General features: G+C 57.2%; 13 protein-coding genes. 9 read left to right on the top strand and 4 right to left on the bottom strand.

Annotated elements, in window-relative coordinates; genetic code table 11:
* Positions 1-96 precede the first annotated feature (96 nt).
* From ABIE61_RS04770 to ABIE61_RS04755, 4 genes are read left to right on the top strand one after another with little or no spacing between them, the layout of a single operon-like run.
* Positions 97-1,269, top strand: coding sequence for a lanthanide ABC transporter ABC transporter substrate-binding protein PedA1 (locus ABIE61_RS04770; RefSeq protein WP_354407236.1), 1,173 nt, complete (start codon positions 97-99; stop codon positions 1,267-1,269).
* Positions 1,270-1,290: 21 nt separating this feature from the next.
* Positions 1,291-2,259, top strand: coding sequence for a YVTN family beta-propeller repeat protein (locus tag ABIE61_RS04765; protein WP_206834279.1), 969 nt, complete (start codon positions 1,291-1,293; stop codon positions 2,257-2,259).
* A gap of 7 nt (positions 2,260-2,266) precedes the next feature.
* On the top strand, positions 2,267-3,007 hold the full coding sequence (locus ABIE61_RS04760; RefSeq protein ID WP_206834281.1) for a lanthanide ABC transporter ATP-binding protein PedB/LutE: 741 nt from the start codon (positions 2,267-2,269) through the stop codon (positions 3,005-3,007).
* Complete coding sequence (locus ABIE61_RS04755; protein ID WP_242529948.1) at positions 2,998-3,801, top strand: lanthanide ABC transporter permease protein PedC; 804 nt, start codon at positions 2,998-3,000, stop codon at positions 3,799-3,801. Before ABIE61_RS04760 ends, ABIE61_RS04755 begins: the two co-directional genes overlap by 10 nt.
* 3 nt (positions 3,802-3,804) lie before the next feature.
* On the opposite strand, the gene ABIE61_RS04750 is transcribed toward ABIE61_RS04755, so the two are convergent.
* Both ABIE61_RS04750 and ercA read right to left on the bottom strand, forming a co-directional pair.
* Positions 3,805-5,541: a PAS domain-containing hybrid sensor histidine kinase/response regulator gene (locus ABIE61_RS04750; RefSeq protein WP_354407232.1), complete on the bottom strand. Its 1,737-nt coding sequence runs from the start codon at positions 5,539-5,541 to the stop codon at positions 3,805-3,807.
* Positions 5,525-6,685 carry an alcohol dehydrogenase-like regulatory protein ErcA gene (gene ercA / locus ABIE61_RS04745; protein WP_206834285.1) on the bottom strand — a complete coding sequence of 387 codons (1,161 nt, stop codon included), beginning with the start codon at positions 6,683-6,685 and terminating at the stop codon, positions 5,525-5,527. Before ercA ends, ABIE61_RS04750 begins: the two co-directional genes overlap by 17 nt.
* A 230-nt stretch (positions 6,686-6,915) precedes the next feature.
* Between ercA and ABIE61_RS04740 the strand changes: the two genes are divergently transcribed.
* The 3 genes from ABIE61_RS04740 (at position 6,916) to ABIE61_RS04730 (ending at position 11,052) form a co-directional block, all read left to right on the top strand.
* Complete coding sequence (locus tag ABIE61_RS04740; RefSeq protein WP_354407229.1) at positions 6,916-8,223, top strand: NAD(P)/FAD-dependent oxidoreductase; 1,308 nt, start codon at positions 6,916-6,918, stop codon at positions 8,221-8,223.
* 121 nt (positions 8,224-8,344) lie between these two features.
* Positions 8,345-9,211, top strand: coding sequence for an ADP-ribosylglycohydrolase family protein (locus tag ABIE61_RS04735; RefSeq protein ID WP_354407226.1), 867 nt, complete (start codon positions 8,345-8,347; stop codon positions 9,209-9,211).
* Positions 9,212-9,501: 290 nt separating this feature from the next.
* A complete protein-coding gene (locus tag ABIE61_RS04730) occupies positions 9,502-11,052 on the top strand; it encodes a methyl-accepting chemotaxis protein (RefSeq protein ID WP_354407223.1) in 1,551 nt (516 codons plus the stop codon).
* Here ABIE61_RS04730 and ABIE61_RS04725 read toward each other — a convergent pair.
* Positions 11,049-11,666, bottom strand: coding sequence for a LysE family translocator (locus tag ABIE61_RS04725; protein ID WP_354407220.1), 618 nt, complete (start codon positions 11,664-11,666; stop codon positions 11,049-11,051). The genes ABIE61_RS04730 and ABIE61_RS04725 overlap by 4 nt on opposite strands.
* A gap of 155 nt (positions 11,667-11,821) precedes the next feature.
* On the opposite strand from ABIE61_RS04725, the gene ABIE61_RS04720 reads away from it, so the two are divergent.
* The gene (locus tag ABIE61_RS04720; protein ID WP_354407218.1) at positions 11,822-13,243 is read left to right on the top strand and encodes an aminotransferase-like domain-containing protein; all 1,422 of its coding nucleotides are present in this window, start codon (positions 11,822-11,824) and stop codon (positions 13,241-13,243) included.
* A gap of 58 nt (positions 13,244-13,301) precedes the next feature.
* Positions 13,302-13,481: a PLDc N-terminal domain-containing protein gene (locus tag ABIE61_RS04715; RefSeq protein WP_091824526.1), complete on the top strand. Its 180-nt coding sequence runs from the start codon at positions 13,302-13,304 to the stop codon at positions 13,479-13,481.
* A 102-nt stretch (positions 13,482-13,583) separates the two neighbouring features.
* Here ABIE61_RS04715 and ABIE61_RS04710 read toward each other — a convergent pair whose 3' ends face one another.
* Positions 13,584-14,555, bottom strand: a complete 972-nt coding sequence (locus ABIE61_RS04710) for a TRAP transporter substrate-binding protein (protein ID WP_354407215.1) — start codon at positions 14,553-14,555, stop codon at positions 13,584-13,586.
* Positions 14,556-14,686 lie beyond the last annotated feature (131 nt).

Raw genomic sequence — 14,686 nt, 5'->3', positions numbered from 1 at the left:
TCGGTACTGAATGTTTCGTACTTTCTGAATATTTCACCTGTCTCGCCTGCCCCCTAAGCTGGGTCCATAACAATGATAAAGACCTGAGCGCACATCATGAAATCACTGAACCGTCTGACGTTAACCGCCCACATGGCCCTGCTGCCCTTCAGCCAGACAGCCGGTGCGAGCGCATTGGAGATTCAGATCGCCTACCTGGGCTTTGAGGCCGACCATGGCCCGGTGCTGTCGAATATTCTGCCAGAGCCTGCTGATGCCGGCCTGCGTGGAGCCGAACTGGGCATCAGCGACAGCAATTCAACTGGCCGCTTCCTGAAACATAAGTACAGTCTGCATACTCTCAGCAGTCCGGACTTAGCCAGCCTGATAACCCATGCCCAGACGCTGTACGATCAGGGCCTGAGGCTGTTTGTACTCAACCTTAATGCGGATCAGTTGCGCCAGATTGCAACACAGTTGCCCGATGATGCCGTCCTGATCAATGCCGGCAGCTCAGACAATGAGCTGCGCAGCAACGCCTGCATACCCGGCATGCTGCACACCCTTCCATCACGCGCCATGCTGACCGACGCACTGGGACAGTGGCTGGCATCAAGGCGCTGGAGTCGATGGCTGTTACTGGAAGGCAACCAGCCTGAAGACAAGGCCTATGCCGACTCATTGCAGCGCAGCGCCGATCGCTTCGGTGCAAAAGTCATTGAACGCAAGAGCTGGGACTACGACACTGATCTGCGCCGGACCGCCCAGAAGGAACTTCCTCCTTTCACTCAGACCCGTGAATATGACGTTGTTCTGGTGGCCGATGAACGCGGGGATTTCGGTGAATATGTCCCCTACAACACCTGGTACCCAAGGCCGGTCGCAGGCACTCAGGGCATGAGCCCGGTCGCCTGGCACAAGGTGGTTGAGGCCTGGGGTGCCGCCCAGTTGCACAGCCGCTTTGAAAAACAGGCCGGTCGCTGGATGAACAGCCATGACTATGCCAGCTGGGCCGGCGTACGCACCTTTGCCGAAGCGGTTACCCAGACCAGCAGTACCGATCCCGCCACACTAAAGGCTTTTATTCTGTCACCCGAATTTCAGCTCGGTGCATTCAAGGGGCGCAAGTTGTCCTACCGCCCCTGGAGCGGCCAGCTGCGGCAGCCCATTCCGCTGGTCCACCCACGCGCGCTGGTTTCACAATCACCGCAGGAAGGGTTTCTGCACCCGGTCACAGACCTGGACACCCTTGGCTATGACGCCAGCGAAAGTAAGTGTCAGGTTCAATAATAACGAAGGAGTTTAACGGCCATGCGTATTCCGTTCATCAAGGCAGCACTGGTTTCAGCCATGCTGGCCACCCCGTTGGCACACGCGGCAACAGCGATTGTTTCCAATGAAAAGGATGACACATTGTCATTCATTGACCTAAAAACCCTGGAAGTGACCGACACGGTATCGGTGGGGCAACGTCCACGAGGTATTATTCTGTCAAAGGACAAGTCCCGTCTTTACATCTGCGCCAGCGACTCCGATACCGTGCAGGTGATGGATCTGGCCAGTCGCAAAATTATCGCCAACTTGCCATCGGGCGAAGACCCGGAGCAGTTCTCCTTGCACCCGGATGATCGTCGCCTGTATATCGCCAATGAAGACGATGCGCTGGTAACCGTGGTTAACACCGAGTCGCATGAGGTGCTGGCACAGATTGAGGTTGGGGTCGAGCCCGAAGGCATGGCCGTCAGTCCTGATGGGCGTTGGGCGGTCAATACCAGTGAAACCACCAGCATGTTGCACTGGATTGATACCGAAACCCATGAACTGGTCGACAATACGCTGGTGGATCAGCGCCCTCGCCATGTTGAATTTACCCGCGATGGCAGCATGCTGTGGGCGTCCGCCGAGATCGGTGGAACCGTTTCGATCATTGATGTGGCAAGCCGTGAAATCATCAAGAAGCTGAACTTCCAGATTCGGGGTATCCATCCCGACAAGATTCAGCCTGTCGGCGTCAAGCTGTCAGCGGATGGCCGTTTTGCCTTTGTCGCTCTGGGCCCTGCCAACCATGTTGCGGTCGTGGATACGTCCAGCTACGAGGTGCTGGACTATGTGCTGGTCGGGCGCCGGGTCTGGCACATGGAGTTCACACCTGATCAGAAATACCTGCTGACCACCAATGGTGTCAGTGGTGATGTCTCGGTGATTGATATCGATAAGATGAAAGTGATCAAGTCAATCAAAGTGGGACGCTACCCCTGGGGTGTGGTCACACTGGAGTGATGAGCCGATGAGTATCGAGGCACAGGATATCAGCTTTCGCTACGGCCACCGCCTGGCACTGGACAATATCAGCTTTAGGCTTGAACCGGGGCGCTTCAACGCCCTGCTTGGCCCCAACGGCGCAGGCAAGAGTACGCTCTATGCCCTGCTGACTCGATTGTTTGCCCTGCAGCAGGGTGAAATTCGCATCGATGGGCTGGCGCTGAGGCAACAGCCTCGGGCTCTCATGCAGCGAATCGGGGTTGTGTTTCAGCACAGTACGCTGGATCAGGACCTGAGTGTATTGCAGAACCTGGAGTACCATGGTGCCCTGCACGGACTGTCGACACGCCAGGTGCGTACCGCTGCAGCCCCACTGCTGGAGCGACTGCAGCTGAGTGATCGCCTGCATGACAGTATTCGCAGCCTCAATGGCGGTCATCGGCGCCGGGTTGAAATCGCCCGTGCCCTGTTGCATGAGCCCTCGGTACTGCTGCTGGATGAAGCGTCAGTCGGTCTCGACACCGCTTCTCGGCAGGCGATCAACCGCCACGTGCGCGAGCTGTGCGCAGGCAAGAACCTGACCGTACTCTGGGCCACTCATCTGATTGAAGAGATCGAGCAGGACGATCCGGTACTGATTCTGCATAAGGGACAGATACTCGCCGACAACATTGCCTCTGCGATCTGCTCCGAACATCATTGCCCCTCACTGGCAAAGGCGTTCGAGCGGATTACCGGGCTTGAGGAGCCAACGGCATGCCATTGAAAGCCTACCTGATCTGTTTTAAGGGCGTGCTGAAGCGGGAATTTTTGCGCTTTGTTCATCAACGTACCCGTTTTCTCAGTGCCTTGATCCGCCCTCTGCTGTGGCTGGTGGTCTTTGCTGCCGGTTTCAGGGCAGCGCTCGGGGTATCGATCATCCCCCCCTACCAGACCTATATCACCTACGAAACTTACATCCTGCCAGGGCTGTGTTGCATGATTCTGCTGTTCAACGGCATGCAGGGGTCACTGTCGATGGTCTATGACCGTGAGATGGGCAGCATGAAGGTGCTGCTGATGAGCCCATTGCCACGCGCCTGGCTCCTGTTTTGTAAACTGGTGTCCATTGCCCTGCTGTCGCTGGCACAGGTTTATGCCTTCATCGCACTTGGCTGGCTGGTGGGGGTGGAGCCACCGCTTTGGGGGCTGGTCGCCGTACTGCCGGCGCTGCTGCTGACCGCCTTTCTGCTGGGGGCCATCGGCCTGTTTCTGTCCTCGCGAATTCGTCAGCTGGAAAACTTTGCCGGGGTGATGAATTTCGTGATTTTCCCAATGTTCTTCATGTCATCGGCACTGTATCCGCTGTGGAAGATGAGGGAGTCCAGTGAGTGGCTGTACTGGGTCTGCAGCTTCAATCCCTTTACCCACGCCGTCGAGCTGGTTCGGTTTGCACTCTATCTGGAACTGAATCAGACAGCCCTGCTGATAACACTGGCAACGACTGCCGTATTCACGCTTCTGGCACTGCTGGGCTTCAATCCTGAACGCATGGCCTCGAACACCAAGGGTAAGGGCTGATCCTTAACTGTCGGTGTCTAGCAGGTGACTCATCAGTGCCCGCAGTTTGCCCGGTTTGATCGGTTTGTTCAGCACCCGCACACCGGCATCACGAAACGCCTTGCGGGTCGGGTCACTGCGGTCGGCCGTCAACATGACAACCGGCACACAGGGCATCCCCTGCGCCTGCATCAGTGACAGCAGCTCGAGCCCGGTAGTCCCTTCTTCAAGATGATAATCCGCCAGAATCAGCTCCACATGGCAGGTCTGCAACCGTTCCATTGCGGCTTCAAGGTCGGGCGCCAGTACAACATCACAGCCCCATCCACCCAACAGCGCCTCCATGCTGGCGAGAATGGAATGGTCATTATCCAGTACCAGAATCTGGCGACCATTGAGCACATCCGAGGGGATCGCTGCAGGCCCACTGGCAGTCACGCCCAGCATTCCGCTGCTGCCACAGACCAGCGGCACCGACAGCTCGAAACACGAGCCTGCCCCCAGTATTGAGTTGAGATTGACAGGGTGCGCCAGCATCCGCGCGATACGATCCACAATCGCCAGCCCCAGGCCGACGCCGGCCTTGCGACTGCGATGCTGACTCAAACGGCAGAATTCATCGAAGATCGCCTGTTGCTGGTCCTGCGGAATCCCGCCACCGGTATCCCATACCTGAATCAGCAGTCGATCCCCCCGTCGCCTGAACCCCAGCAGCACGCCACCTTCATCGGTATAACGAAAGGCATTGCTGAGCAGGTTGCGCAGAATACGGGTCAGCAGTCTCAAATCGCTGCTGATCCAGTAACGTGAAGGGCGTGCGCGGAAGCTTAGCCCTGCCTGCTGCGCAACGGGCTCAAACTCGGCCTGCAACCCCTGCAACAGTCGCTCGACGGGAAAGCTCTGCAACTCCGGCTGTACCGCATTCTGATCCAGTCGCGAGATGTCCAGCAGATCGGTCAGCAGATGTTCGGCACCATCAAGCGCCAGATGCACCCGGTCGACCAGCTCCGATTCGCTCGTCGGCAGGCTGCGCTCCTGCAAGGCCGCTACCAGTAAACGGGCGGCATTCAGCGGCTGCAGCAGGTCGTGGCTGGCAGCGGCCAGGTACTTATCCTTGCTGAGGTTGGCCGCCTCTGCAGCCTCTTTGGCCAGCTGCATTTCGTGCTCGGCCTGCTGGCGAATACTGACCTCATGCCAGAGCCGGTCATTGAGACTGACCAGCTCACGGGTGCGTTCACCGACGCGTTGTTCCAACTCCTCGTTGAGGCTTCTCATCCGCTGCTGCACGCGCTTGCGTTCGGTAATGTCGGCCACAAAAGCTTCAATAATGGCGCCATCCGACTCCTGTCGCAGCAGGATATTCATCGAAACCTCTACTGGGCTGCCATCAGTTCGACGCAGGCGGGTTTCATACAGAAACAACTGGCCGGTCTGCGTCAGCTGTTGGCAGATGCAGTCAAGCTCTTGCGGGTCGAACAGCAGATCATCTGCCAGATTGACCTTATGTTCCATCTGCACCGGGTCCGAGTAGCCACAGATACGCGCCAGCGCACGGTTGGAACGGGTCAGACTGCCATCAAGCTCGGCCTGAAAGATGCCATGCAGGGCATTCTCGAACAGCCACTTGTAGCGGTTGCGCTCCGCTTCCAGCTCTTCGACCTTATTCAGTAGTTCGGGGTAGTAACTCTTGCGCGCTGAATGGCCACCAAGACCAATCAGGTCTTCAAACGTAAGACCACTCTCGTCAGAGGGCTTCTTCATACACGGCCTCAACATCACGCCGGTTGGACTTGCGCGGGTTGGTCAGAATACAGGGGTCTTTCAGTGCGTTCTCGCTTAACCAGGGAATATCGGTCAGATGCACTCCCTGCTCGGCCAGCTTTTGATACAGGCCAACTTCACGCTTGAGTGAGATCACGTGCTGCATCAAGCGACGCTTGACCTGAGACTGGCTCAAACCACGCGTATCGATCCCCATGGTTTCTGCGACAATACGGAAGCGGTCCGTGGCGGCATCGTAGTTAAAGTCGATTACGTGCTCCAGCAACATGGCGTTGCAGAGGCCATGAGGCAGGTCCAGATAGCCGCCTAGGCTGTGTGACATCGCGTGCACGGCGCCCAGTATCGCATTGGAAAACGCCAGACCTGCCTTCATTGATCCCAGCATTACCTGTTCACGCAGGTGGCTGTCATCAGGCTGTTCTACCAATAGCGCCAGATGACCGTTGATCAGCCGGATGGCATCCAGTGCATGCATATCAGTCAGCGCACCGCTGCCGGTGGATACAAACGCTTCAATGGCATGTACCAGTGCATCCACGCCGGTGCAGGCGGTCAGGAAGGCATCCATGGTGCGGGTGGTATCAGGGTCAATCAGCGCCACATCCGGCACCACGGATTTGCTGACGATGGAGAACTTGAAGCGTTCCTGTTGATTGGAAATGATCGCGAACTGTGACACATCCGCTGAAGTACCGGCGGTGGTGGGGATGAAGATCAGCGGCGGAATCGGGCTCTGAATGCGGTCGATCCCCTCAAACTCAAGAATGCTGCGGCCATGGGCACTGACAATGCCGATCCCTTTGGCGCAGTCCATCGGGCTGCCGCCGCCAACGGCGACAATCACGTTACAGCCCTGCTCGGCATAGATTTCGGCACCGCGCATCACCTGCTCAACCCGGGGGTTGGGGGATACCTCGGTGAAACGAACACAGCCGATACCCTGTTCAAGCAACAGAGACTCGATTTCAGCCACCCAGCCCGCCTGTTCAACGCCGGGGTCAGACACCAGCAGTACCTTGCGCGCACCAAAGGTAACCGCGTAGTTGGCAACGGTCTTGCGAGCACCACTGCCAAAAATAATCTCGGGTGAAACAAACTTGCGAAGGCGGGAAATTTCACTCATGGGCGTGACCTGTTGCCGCACCGGTCAAACCGGTGTCTGATAATTATTATGTAATCGCGCCATTATACCCACCTGAGCGGGTACAGGTAGTGTACAAACGGCTACAAAAAAACCACAAAATTGCACAAACTGTCATGTCCCTACAACTTTCGCATTAAGTACCATAGTGGCCAATAATTCTCGCCAAGGCAGCAGATCAATGCTGCCACAATTGCAGGATAATTGTTGCCATGGAACAGTCATCTCCCCTTTATCAACATGTCGTGATTGTCGGCGGCGGCGCCGGCGGGCTTGAGCTTGCAACCCGCCTGGCCCGCAAGTACAGCCGCAAGGGCCTCAAGGTCACGCTCGTGGACCGTGAGCCAACGCATATCTGGAAGCCTCTGCTGCATGAAGTGGCAACTGGGTCGCTGGATGCCGGCCTCGATGAGTTGAGCTACAACGCTCAGGGCCGCAGCGCCGGTTTCAAATTTCAGATTGGCCAGATGCAGTCACTGGATCGAGAGCAGCGTTGCATTCACCTTGCCCCCGTATGCGGGCAGGACGGCCAGATGATTCTGCCCGGCCGCGAGCTGTATTACGACTACCTGGTGATGGCCGTAGGCAGCGTAACCAACGATTTTGGCGTCGAGGGCGTGGCCGACCACTGTACCTTTCTCGACAGCCGTGAACAGGCCGAGCAGTTTCGCCATACACTGCTTGAGTCATGGCTCAAGACCAGCAACACGCCGGATGCACGCCTGCGCATCGCGATTGTCGGCGCCGGTGCCACCGGTGTTGAGCTGTCGGCCGAACTGTTCAATACCGCACGCGAACTCAGCGCCTATGGTCTGTCAAAACTGGACCGGCAGCGGCTGGAAGTGATTCTTGTTGAAGCAGGCCCGAGCATACTCCCGGCCTTGCCGCCCCGAATCTCTTCGGCAGCCCGTCATGAACTGGAAAAACTGGGAGTCAGTGTCCGCGAAAACACCAAGGTTGCTTCTGTAAACGAGAAGGGGCTGGTCACCGATACCGGTGAAGTGATCGAGGCGGAGCTGAAAGTCTGGGCCGCCGGTATCCGCGCACCGGACTTCATGCAGTCGCTGGACGGGCTGGAGTGCAATCGCCTCAATCAGCTGGTGGTGCAGCCGGATCTTCGTACCACTGAGGACAAGCGCATTTTTGCCCTCGGTGACTGCGCTGCCTGTGCACGTACGGACGGCAACGGCAATGTGCCGCCCCGTGCTCAGGCAGCGCACCAGATGGCCAGCTTTCTGTATCGCCACTTCCGCAAAATTCTGCGTGAAGAGGCCCTGCCGGCCTATGAGTACAAGGACTATGGCTCGCTGGTATCGCTCAGCCGATTCAGCACCGTCGGCAGCCTGATGGGCAACCTGTCCAAGGGCAGCCTTATGGTTGAAGGACGCCTTGCGCGGCTGGTCTATGTCTCGCTCTACCGGCTGCACCAGCTGGCAATACACGGTTACATCAAAACGTTTCTGATCACGCTGGTTGATCGCATCAACCGGGTGATCCGTCCCAGACTCAAGCTGCACTGAGCGAGAGGGAGCCATCAGCACTGAGCCTTGCCGACCATTGGTCGGCTTTTTTTATCTCGGGCAAACCGAAATTTCTGCTACGCTTAACAACGGTTGTTAACGGATTCGGATCACAACGCTCATGCTGACACCCTCCTTGACCCGCCCGTTGGTGATGGCTGTTTTCATTGCAGATGCCTACTCGTTGGCACTGCATTGGATATACGACCACGACCTGCTGGACCGTGAGCCGGTCGATCCGGATCAGCTACACGCACCCTTGAGCCACTGGCACGGCAACAAGCAGGCAGGAGATCTGACCCATTATGGTGATCAGGCCTGGCACCTTTATCAGTTTCTGCAGCAACACAACCAGTTCAACGCTGTGGCCTACCGCAATAGCTGGGCTCGCTTCATGCGGCATTACACCGGCTATATCGACAAGGCCAGTGCCATGACGCTGCAGAATATCAGTCAGGGAATTGAGCCCGCCGGCTCTGAATCCACAGAGCTGTCGGTCACTGGCCGGGTCGTGTGCCTACTGCCCTTTGTCAGTAACAAGCACGCCTTTCTGGAGCAGGCCCAGGCCCTGGCTGCCATAACACACAACTCACCCTCAACACTGGCGACAACCGAGTATCTGGCACGTGTTCTGCTGGACTGCCTGGGCGGCATTCCCGCTGAGGAAGCACTGGAGCGAGAGCTTCACAGCCTGCCCCCTGCGCTGCAACAGCTGGTGGCAATGGGACGTGATTCAGCGGCCGACGACACACGTCAGGCGCTGCGCCGGTTTGGCATCGCCTGTGATTTGCAGCACGGGTTGCCCGGTGTTGCTCACCTGCTGTGCCGTTACCGTTCTGTGCCTGAGATGTTGCAGCAAAATGCCCTGGCCGGAGGTGACTCCAGTGCCCGCGCGATGATTACAGCCGCCATCATGACAGCACAGGCAGAATCACCTGAACTGCCGCAACACTGGTTACCCCGCTGTTGGCCAGAGACGGCCATCTGATTATTCTGAAAATTCGAAAATTTCAGAATAATGTCAACAAATTACAACAGTATTACAGTTGATCAGTTGAAACCCTACCCCCAGGTGTTTATGATCCACGCCTTTGTTTTATCCGCACCAAACCATTCCCATGATTTTTGTCACAGGTTGACTACTTTTAAGTAAGCGACCTATTGATCTGAGGCAGACCAGCTATTCGCCAAAGTTGCAACTGGCAACTAGGGCAGGCAGGTACAGATACCATCCGGAGTGATTGGTCGACCCTGTAAAGCACCGGGAGCTGCACCGCCATGAGAAACAATCTTCCTGTCACGCAAAAAGAACGGCGTTTCGGCAGCGATGAAAAATTGATTTCCACGACCGACCTCGATGGCAACATTACCCACTGCAACGATGTGTTCGTGAATATCAGCGGCTACTCACGTGAAGAGTTGATCGGCCAGCCACACAATATGGTGCGCCACCCCGATATGCCCGAAGCCGCCTTCAAGGTCCTCTGGGACACCATCAGAGCAGGCAAGCCCTGGATGGGATTGGTCAAGAACCGCTGCAAGAACGGCGATCATTACTGGGTGAACGCCTACGTCACGCCCATTACCGAGCATGGAAAGGTTATCGGCTTCGAGTCGGTACGCGTCTGCCCGGAGCGAGCGGATGTTGCTCGTGCTGAAAAGATCTACGGCCTGATCAATCGCGGCAAGTCGATCAGCAAATTCAGCATTCCCTGGGACTGGGTCATTTTTGTTGTGGCTCTGGTTTTAGCCGGCGTACTGGGCAATCAGGTTTCACCTCTGCTGGGTGGAGCGCTTTTTGCTGTGGTCGCCGCAGCTCTATTGGCCAATCAACAGATACAGCGCCAGCGTCGCCTGAATCGATTGCTCAACATGATGCCATCTGCCTTCAAGCACCCGGTCGCGACAGCAACCTACACCGACAGCATTGGCAGCCTCGGTGATCTTGAAGTGGCTATCAAGAGCGAACAGTCGCACCTGGACACCGTACTCACCCGCATTGATGACGCAGCCCTCAGCGTAGCCGACAAGGCCCGCAGCGGGCTGGAGATGTCTCAGGAATCCTGTGCTGCCATGCGCCGCCAGCAGGAAGAGACCGAAAAGGTGGCCGCCGCCATGCACCAGATGGCCTCCACCATTGCCGAGGTCTCCGGCCATGTGCAGGAAACCGCATCACAGGCTGAGCGTTCCAATACCACAGCAGTGAAAGGGCGTGAGCTGGCCAGCACCACGAGTCAGTCGATCGCCCACCTGAGCCAGACGGTTAACCATATCGCTTCCTCGGTTCAGGATCTGGTTGAACAGACCGGCAAGATTGCCGATGCCGCCCGCATCATTGAAGAGATCGCAGACCAGACCAACCTGCTGGCACTCAATGCCGCCATCGAAGCGGCTCGCGCCGGCGAGCACGGTCGTGGCTTTGCCGTGGTCGCCGATGAGGTCCGCCAGTTGGCCATGCGAACGCAGGCGTCTACCCGCGATATTCATCAGATTGTTGATGGACTGGGCTCCCGTGCCGATCATGCCATCAAGGCTGCGCATGAAGGGCAGGACGAAGCCGATGCCGGCCTTGCGCAGGTGCAGGAAGCCGAGCAGATGCTGAACGAGATCTCCGGAATGATGAGCACCATCGCCAACATGTCGATGCAGATGGCCGCTGCCGTTGAAGAGCAGGCCCAAGTCTCTGAAGGGGTCAACGCTCAGGTTGCCAGCATTTCGGCACTTTCAAGCGAAAGTCTGTTCAAGGCCGAAGAGGCCGCGGGCACCACCCGTGAACTGCAGTCGGTATCCGCTGACATGCATGAGCTGGTCAGCGGTTTCAAACGCTAAACCAGAATCATCACCACACAGGCAGCGGTCAACAGCCCCATCACTGCGTTGAACCGCTGCCAATGGCGAGGCGTGCTCAACAGCCGCCCAAGTGCAACACCAAACCCGGCCCAGAGGGAAATGGCCGGGATATTCACCAGCGCCATAACCGCAATCAGTACCAGAGCTGACGCCACGAAGGCATCCCCTGCCAGCGTGAATGAAGCCACCCCCGAGATCGACATAATCCATGCTTTCGGATTGGCGAACTGAAAGGCTGCTGCCTGCCACAGTCGCAGCGGCCTGCGCTCCGCAGCGCAGTCCACCTCAGGTGCGGGAGCCGTCGCGATACGCCAGGCCAGCCAGAGCAGATAAACGCTGCCTACTACCTTCAGCGCCAGCTGCATCGCCGGCCAGCGCTCAAACATTGCTCCCAGCCCCATGGCCACTGCTGCCATCAGCCCCATACACCCCAGTGTGATACCCATTATGTGCGGCACCGTGCGGCGAAACCCAAAGTTCGCACCCGATGCCGTCAGCATCATGTTGTTGGGTCCTGGTGTCACTGACATGCTGAACGCAAACAGCATGGCAGGCCCCAGCAGCCCGGTCAGTTCCACGGCTTCCTGTGTCATCACTAACGCCTCTATTGTATGGGTACAATTATATGATTTTGATTCAATTATTCTCATTGAATCCATACAATGCACGTTAGACCCTTGCATTTATGCGAGCAATGTTTACTTTGTCACCTATACAATCAATTGTACCCCTGACAAATGGAGCCCGTATGGACCTGCATGAGCGCGCCCGCGCCCGCTGCCACTGGCTGCCCGACCTGACAGGCCGGACCGGCGCACGTTACCAGGTACTGGTCGATCAGCTGGCGGCCGATATCGCCAGCGGCCAACTCAAGCCGGGTGATCGCCTTCCACCGCAACGCCTGCTGGCTGATGCACTTGAGGTCACCATCGGTACCATCACGCGTGCCTATCGTGAAGCCGAGCGCCGTGGCTTGGTTGAAGCACGCGTGGGCAGTGGCACGCGAGTGAAGGGAACGACCGAACAACCGCCTGACTTTCACCATCTTTCGCGCGCCGGCCATGACAGCATTGATCTGTCACTGAGCATCCCGATTCCCAATCCGCTGCGGCAGCAACAGCTGGCCGCCATTTTGCAACAGATTGCCAGCCTGCCCACAGCTATCGAATCCGCCCTTACCTATCAACCTGAACAGGGCAGTCCGTTGCAGCGTGAGCAACTCTGCCAATGGCTCAACGCTCAGGGGCTTATGCTGCTGCCTGAAGAGGTCATCCTCACCGAGGGCGGGCAACATGCTGACTTTCTGGCTTTACAGGCATTGATAAAACCGGGTGAAGCGGTGGCCTCTGCTGCCCTCACCTACCCAGGCATGATCGCGGCGGCACGTCAGCTTGGGCTGAAACACATCCCTGTACCCATGGATCGGGAGGGCATACGGCCCGAGGCCCTGGAGCGGCTGTGCCAGCAGCAGCGCATCCGCCTGCTCTACCTGATGCCCGAGTACAACAATCCCACTGGCCTGAGCATGAGCCAGCAGCGACGTGAGGCCATCGTCGAGGTCGCACGACGCCATGACATGCTGCTACTGGAAGACGGTGTGCAATTTGTTACCCCTGACTTGAGAGGAACGCCGTTGTTTGAACTGGCACCTGAGCGAGCACTTTACATCTTCAGTGCATCCAAGTTGCTGTCAGGAGGTCTGCGATTCGGTGCATTGCGTGCTCCTTCCAATTTGATGCCCCAGCTACGGGTAGCATTGCGTGCACAATGCTGGTCATCACCGGGGCTGATGGGAGCCGTCACCTGTCAGTGGCTGGCAAAGGGACATGCCGACCCGCTGCTGCACTGGCACTGGGATGAAGTACGGACACGCCAGAAACTGCTGCATGAGGTATTGGGGCAGTACAACCTGAGCTCCCACCCCTGTGGTTTTCATGGTTGGCTCCAGCTGCCGGAACCCTGGCGTGCGGCCGATTTTGTCAAACTTGCCGATAGCAGAGGTGTTACGCTGATTGCCGCAGAACCTTTTTGTGTCGGCACTCAGCCCGCACCTCAGGCTGTGCGCATCTGCGTAACGCCCCCTGCCAGCCGTGAGCGGCTGCAGGAGGGACTGGAACGGCTTGCACAACTGCTTCATGACGAGCCTCCGCTGATGCCCCCGCTGCTGTAAATGCAGAGTTGATATCAGCTGTTATACTGAACCTGTTCCGACAAGGAGGGAAACAATGATGAGTGTTGAAGTGAGCGGCCTGTTCGGCCTTATCGTTCTGGTACTCAACGTCATGGCCATCGTGAAAACCATCCAGAGCCCTGCCACCACCATGGCAAAGGTGGTCTGGATTGTCGTGATTCTGCTGCTGCCTGTGCTTGGCCTGATTCTGTGGTTCTTGCTTGGCCCCAGGGGCTGAAACGGTTCTGACTCCCATAAACATGTTGTGCATTGCAGGTACTGCACCGCCTTATGCGGTACAGCACCTGAAATAGCGCAGCCAAACTCTTGCGGATATCGATTACTGCTGCTTCTGAGCTTGGTACTCACGAGCGATTTTACGCAGTTCTGCCAGGGCCGCAGCGGCATTTATGTCGAGGTCCGCAACACTGTCGATCCACGCCTGATCCATGCCCTCGGACAGCTTCAGGAAGTCCTGAGTAAACGGGGCATTTTGGTCATGCTCGACAATGGTAACGCCCTGCTCTCGCGCGAATTCCAGACCTTCATAGTCGGTTTCTTCCCAGGCCTTGCCAGCCAGTGCAGACAGCTTTTCACCGGACACGCTCATGATCGCTTCACGGTCTTTCGGGTCCAGATCAGCCAGGAAGTCCGGGTTGATGAAGATTGAAAATGTACCCATGTACATCCCGCCGGGGATTGTGGTCAGATACTTTGTCACTTCCGCCAGACGCTGTGCTTTCTGCTGTCCCACAGGCAGCAGAGTGCCATCCACCACGCCCTGCTGCATCATTTCGTACAGCTTTGTGGCGGGCGCCGATACCGGCGCAGCCTGAAGCCGCTCGGCAATATCGGCCTGTACACCACCACCGATACGGATCTTCTTGCCCTTGATATCGTCAATACGCTCAATGGGAATGGTCGTCATCAGCTGGCCCGGCCCGTGGGTGAACATCCCCACCACCTCAAGCACCGAGAACTCATCTGCAGACTGAAAGTATTTTTGCTGTACACGCCAAAGCGCAACGGAGGCCGCCTCGGCACCCACCCCCATACCCGGCTGTTCTGCCACCATGGGCAGCCTGAAGCGTCCTGGCACATAACCGTGATAGCTGAAACCGGCATCAATGACGCCGTCTTCAACCAGCTGGAAATAGGACTTCGGATGCCCCACATCGTATTCAATCTTTACCTTTACCCGCCCTTCTGTGGCCTCTTCAACCCACTTCGCCCAGGTCGGCCAAACAACCGAATTCTGCACAGACGTCGGAGGCAACCAGGTACCGACGACCATGGTCGTTTCCGCACTCACCACGCCGGAACACCCAAGGCCCGCAATCAAGGAAAGGGTAGTGTTCAGAATTCTGTGTCATTTCTTTAGACTGAACCGAAAAGAGATGACTCATGACCAAACCTACATTCGATATGGATGCCGCACTTCAA

Source organism: Marinobacterium sp. MBR-111 (assembly GCF_040547585.1).
GTDB classification, from domain to species: domain Bacteria; phylum Pseudomonadota; class Gammaproteobacteria; order Pseudomonadales; family Balneatricaceae; genus Marinobacterium; species Marinobacterium iners.
Note: the sequence above shows the minus strand (reverse complement) of the source record. Positions and strands in the feature narration are given on the sequence as shown.

Coding starts and splice junctions, on each gene's coding strand:
- ABIE61_RS04720 (WP_354407218.1), top strand. CDS start 11,822: ATGGACCTGCATGAGCGCGCCCGCGCCCGCTGCCACTGGCTGCCCGAC.
- ABIE61_RS04755 (WP_242529948.1), top strand. CDS start 2,998: ATGCCATTGAAAGCCTACCTGATCTGTTTTAAGGGCGTGCTGAAGCGG.
- ABIE61_RS04750 (WP_354407232.1), bottom strand. CDS start 5,541: ATGAAGAAGCCCTCTGACGAGAGTGGTCTTACGTTTGAAGACCTGATT.
- ABIE61_RS04715 (WP_091824526.1), top strand. CDS start 13,302: ATGAGTGTTGAAGTGAGCGGCCTGTTCGGCCTTATCGTTCTGGTACTC.
- ercA (WP_206834285.1), bottom strand. CDS start 6,685: ATGAGTGAAATTTCCCGCCTTCGCAAGTTTGTTTCACCCGAGATTATT.
- ABIE61_RS04765 (WP_206834279.1), top strand. CDS start 1,291: ATGCGTATTCCGTTCATCAAGGCAGCACTGGTTTCAGCCATGCTGGCC.
- ABIE61_RS04760 (WP_206834281.1), top strand. CDS start 2,267: ATGAGTATCGAGGCACAGGATATCAGCTTTCGCTACGGCCACCGCCTG.
- ABIE61_RS04735 (WP_354407226.1), top strand. CDS start 8,345: ATGCTGACACCCTCCTTGACCCGCCCGTTGGTGATGGCTGTTTTCATT.
- ABIE61_RS04740 (WP_354407229.1), top strand. CDS start 6,916: ATGGAACAGTCATCTCCCCTTTATCAACATGTCGTGATTGTCGGCGGC.
- ABIE61_RS04725 (WP_354407220.1), bottom strand. CDS start 11,666: ATGACACAGGAAGCCGTGGAACTGACCGGGCTGCTGGGGCCTGCCATG.
- ABIE61_RS04770 (WP_354407236.1), top strand. CDS start 97: ATGAAATCACTGAACCGTCTGACGTTAACCGCCCACATGGCCCTGCTG.
- ABIE61_RS04730 (WP_354407223.1), top strand. CDS start 9,502: ATGAGAAACAATCTTCCTGTCACGCAAAAAGAACGGCGTTTCGGCAGC.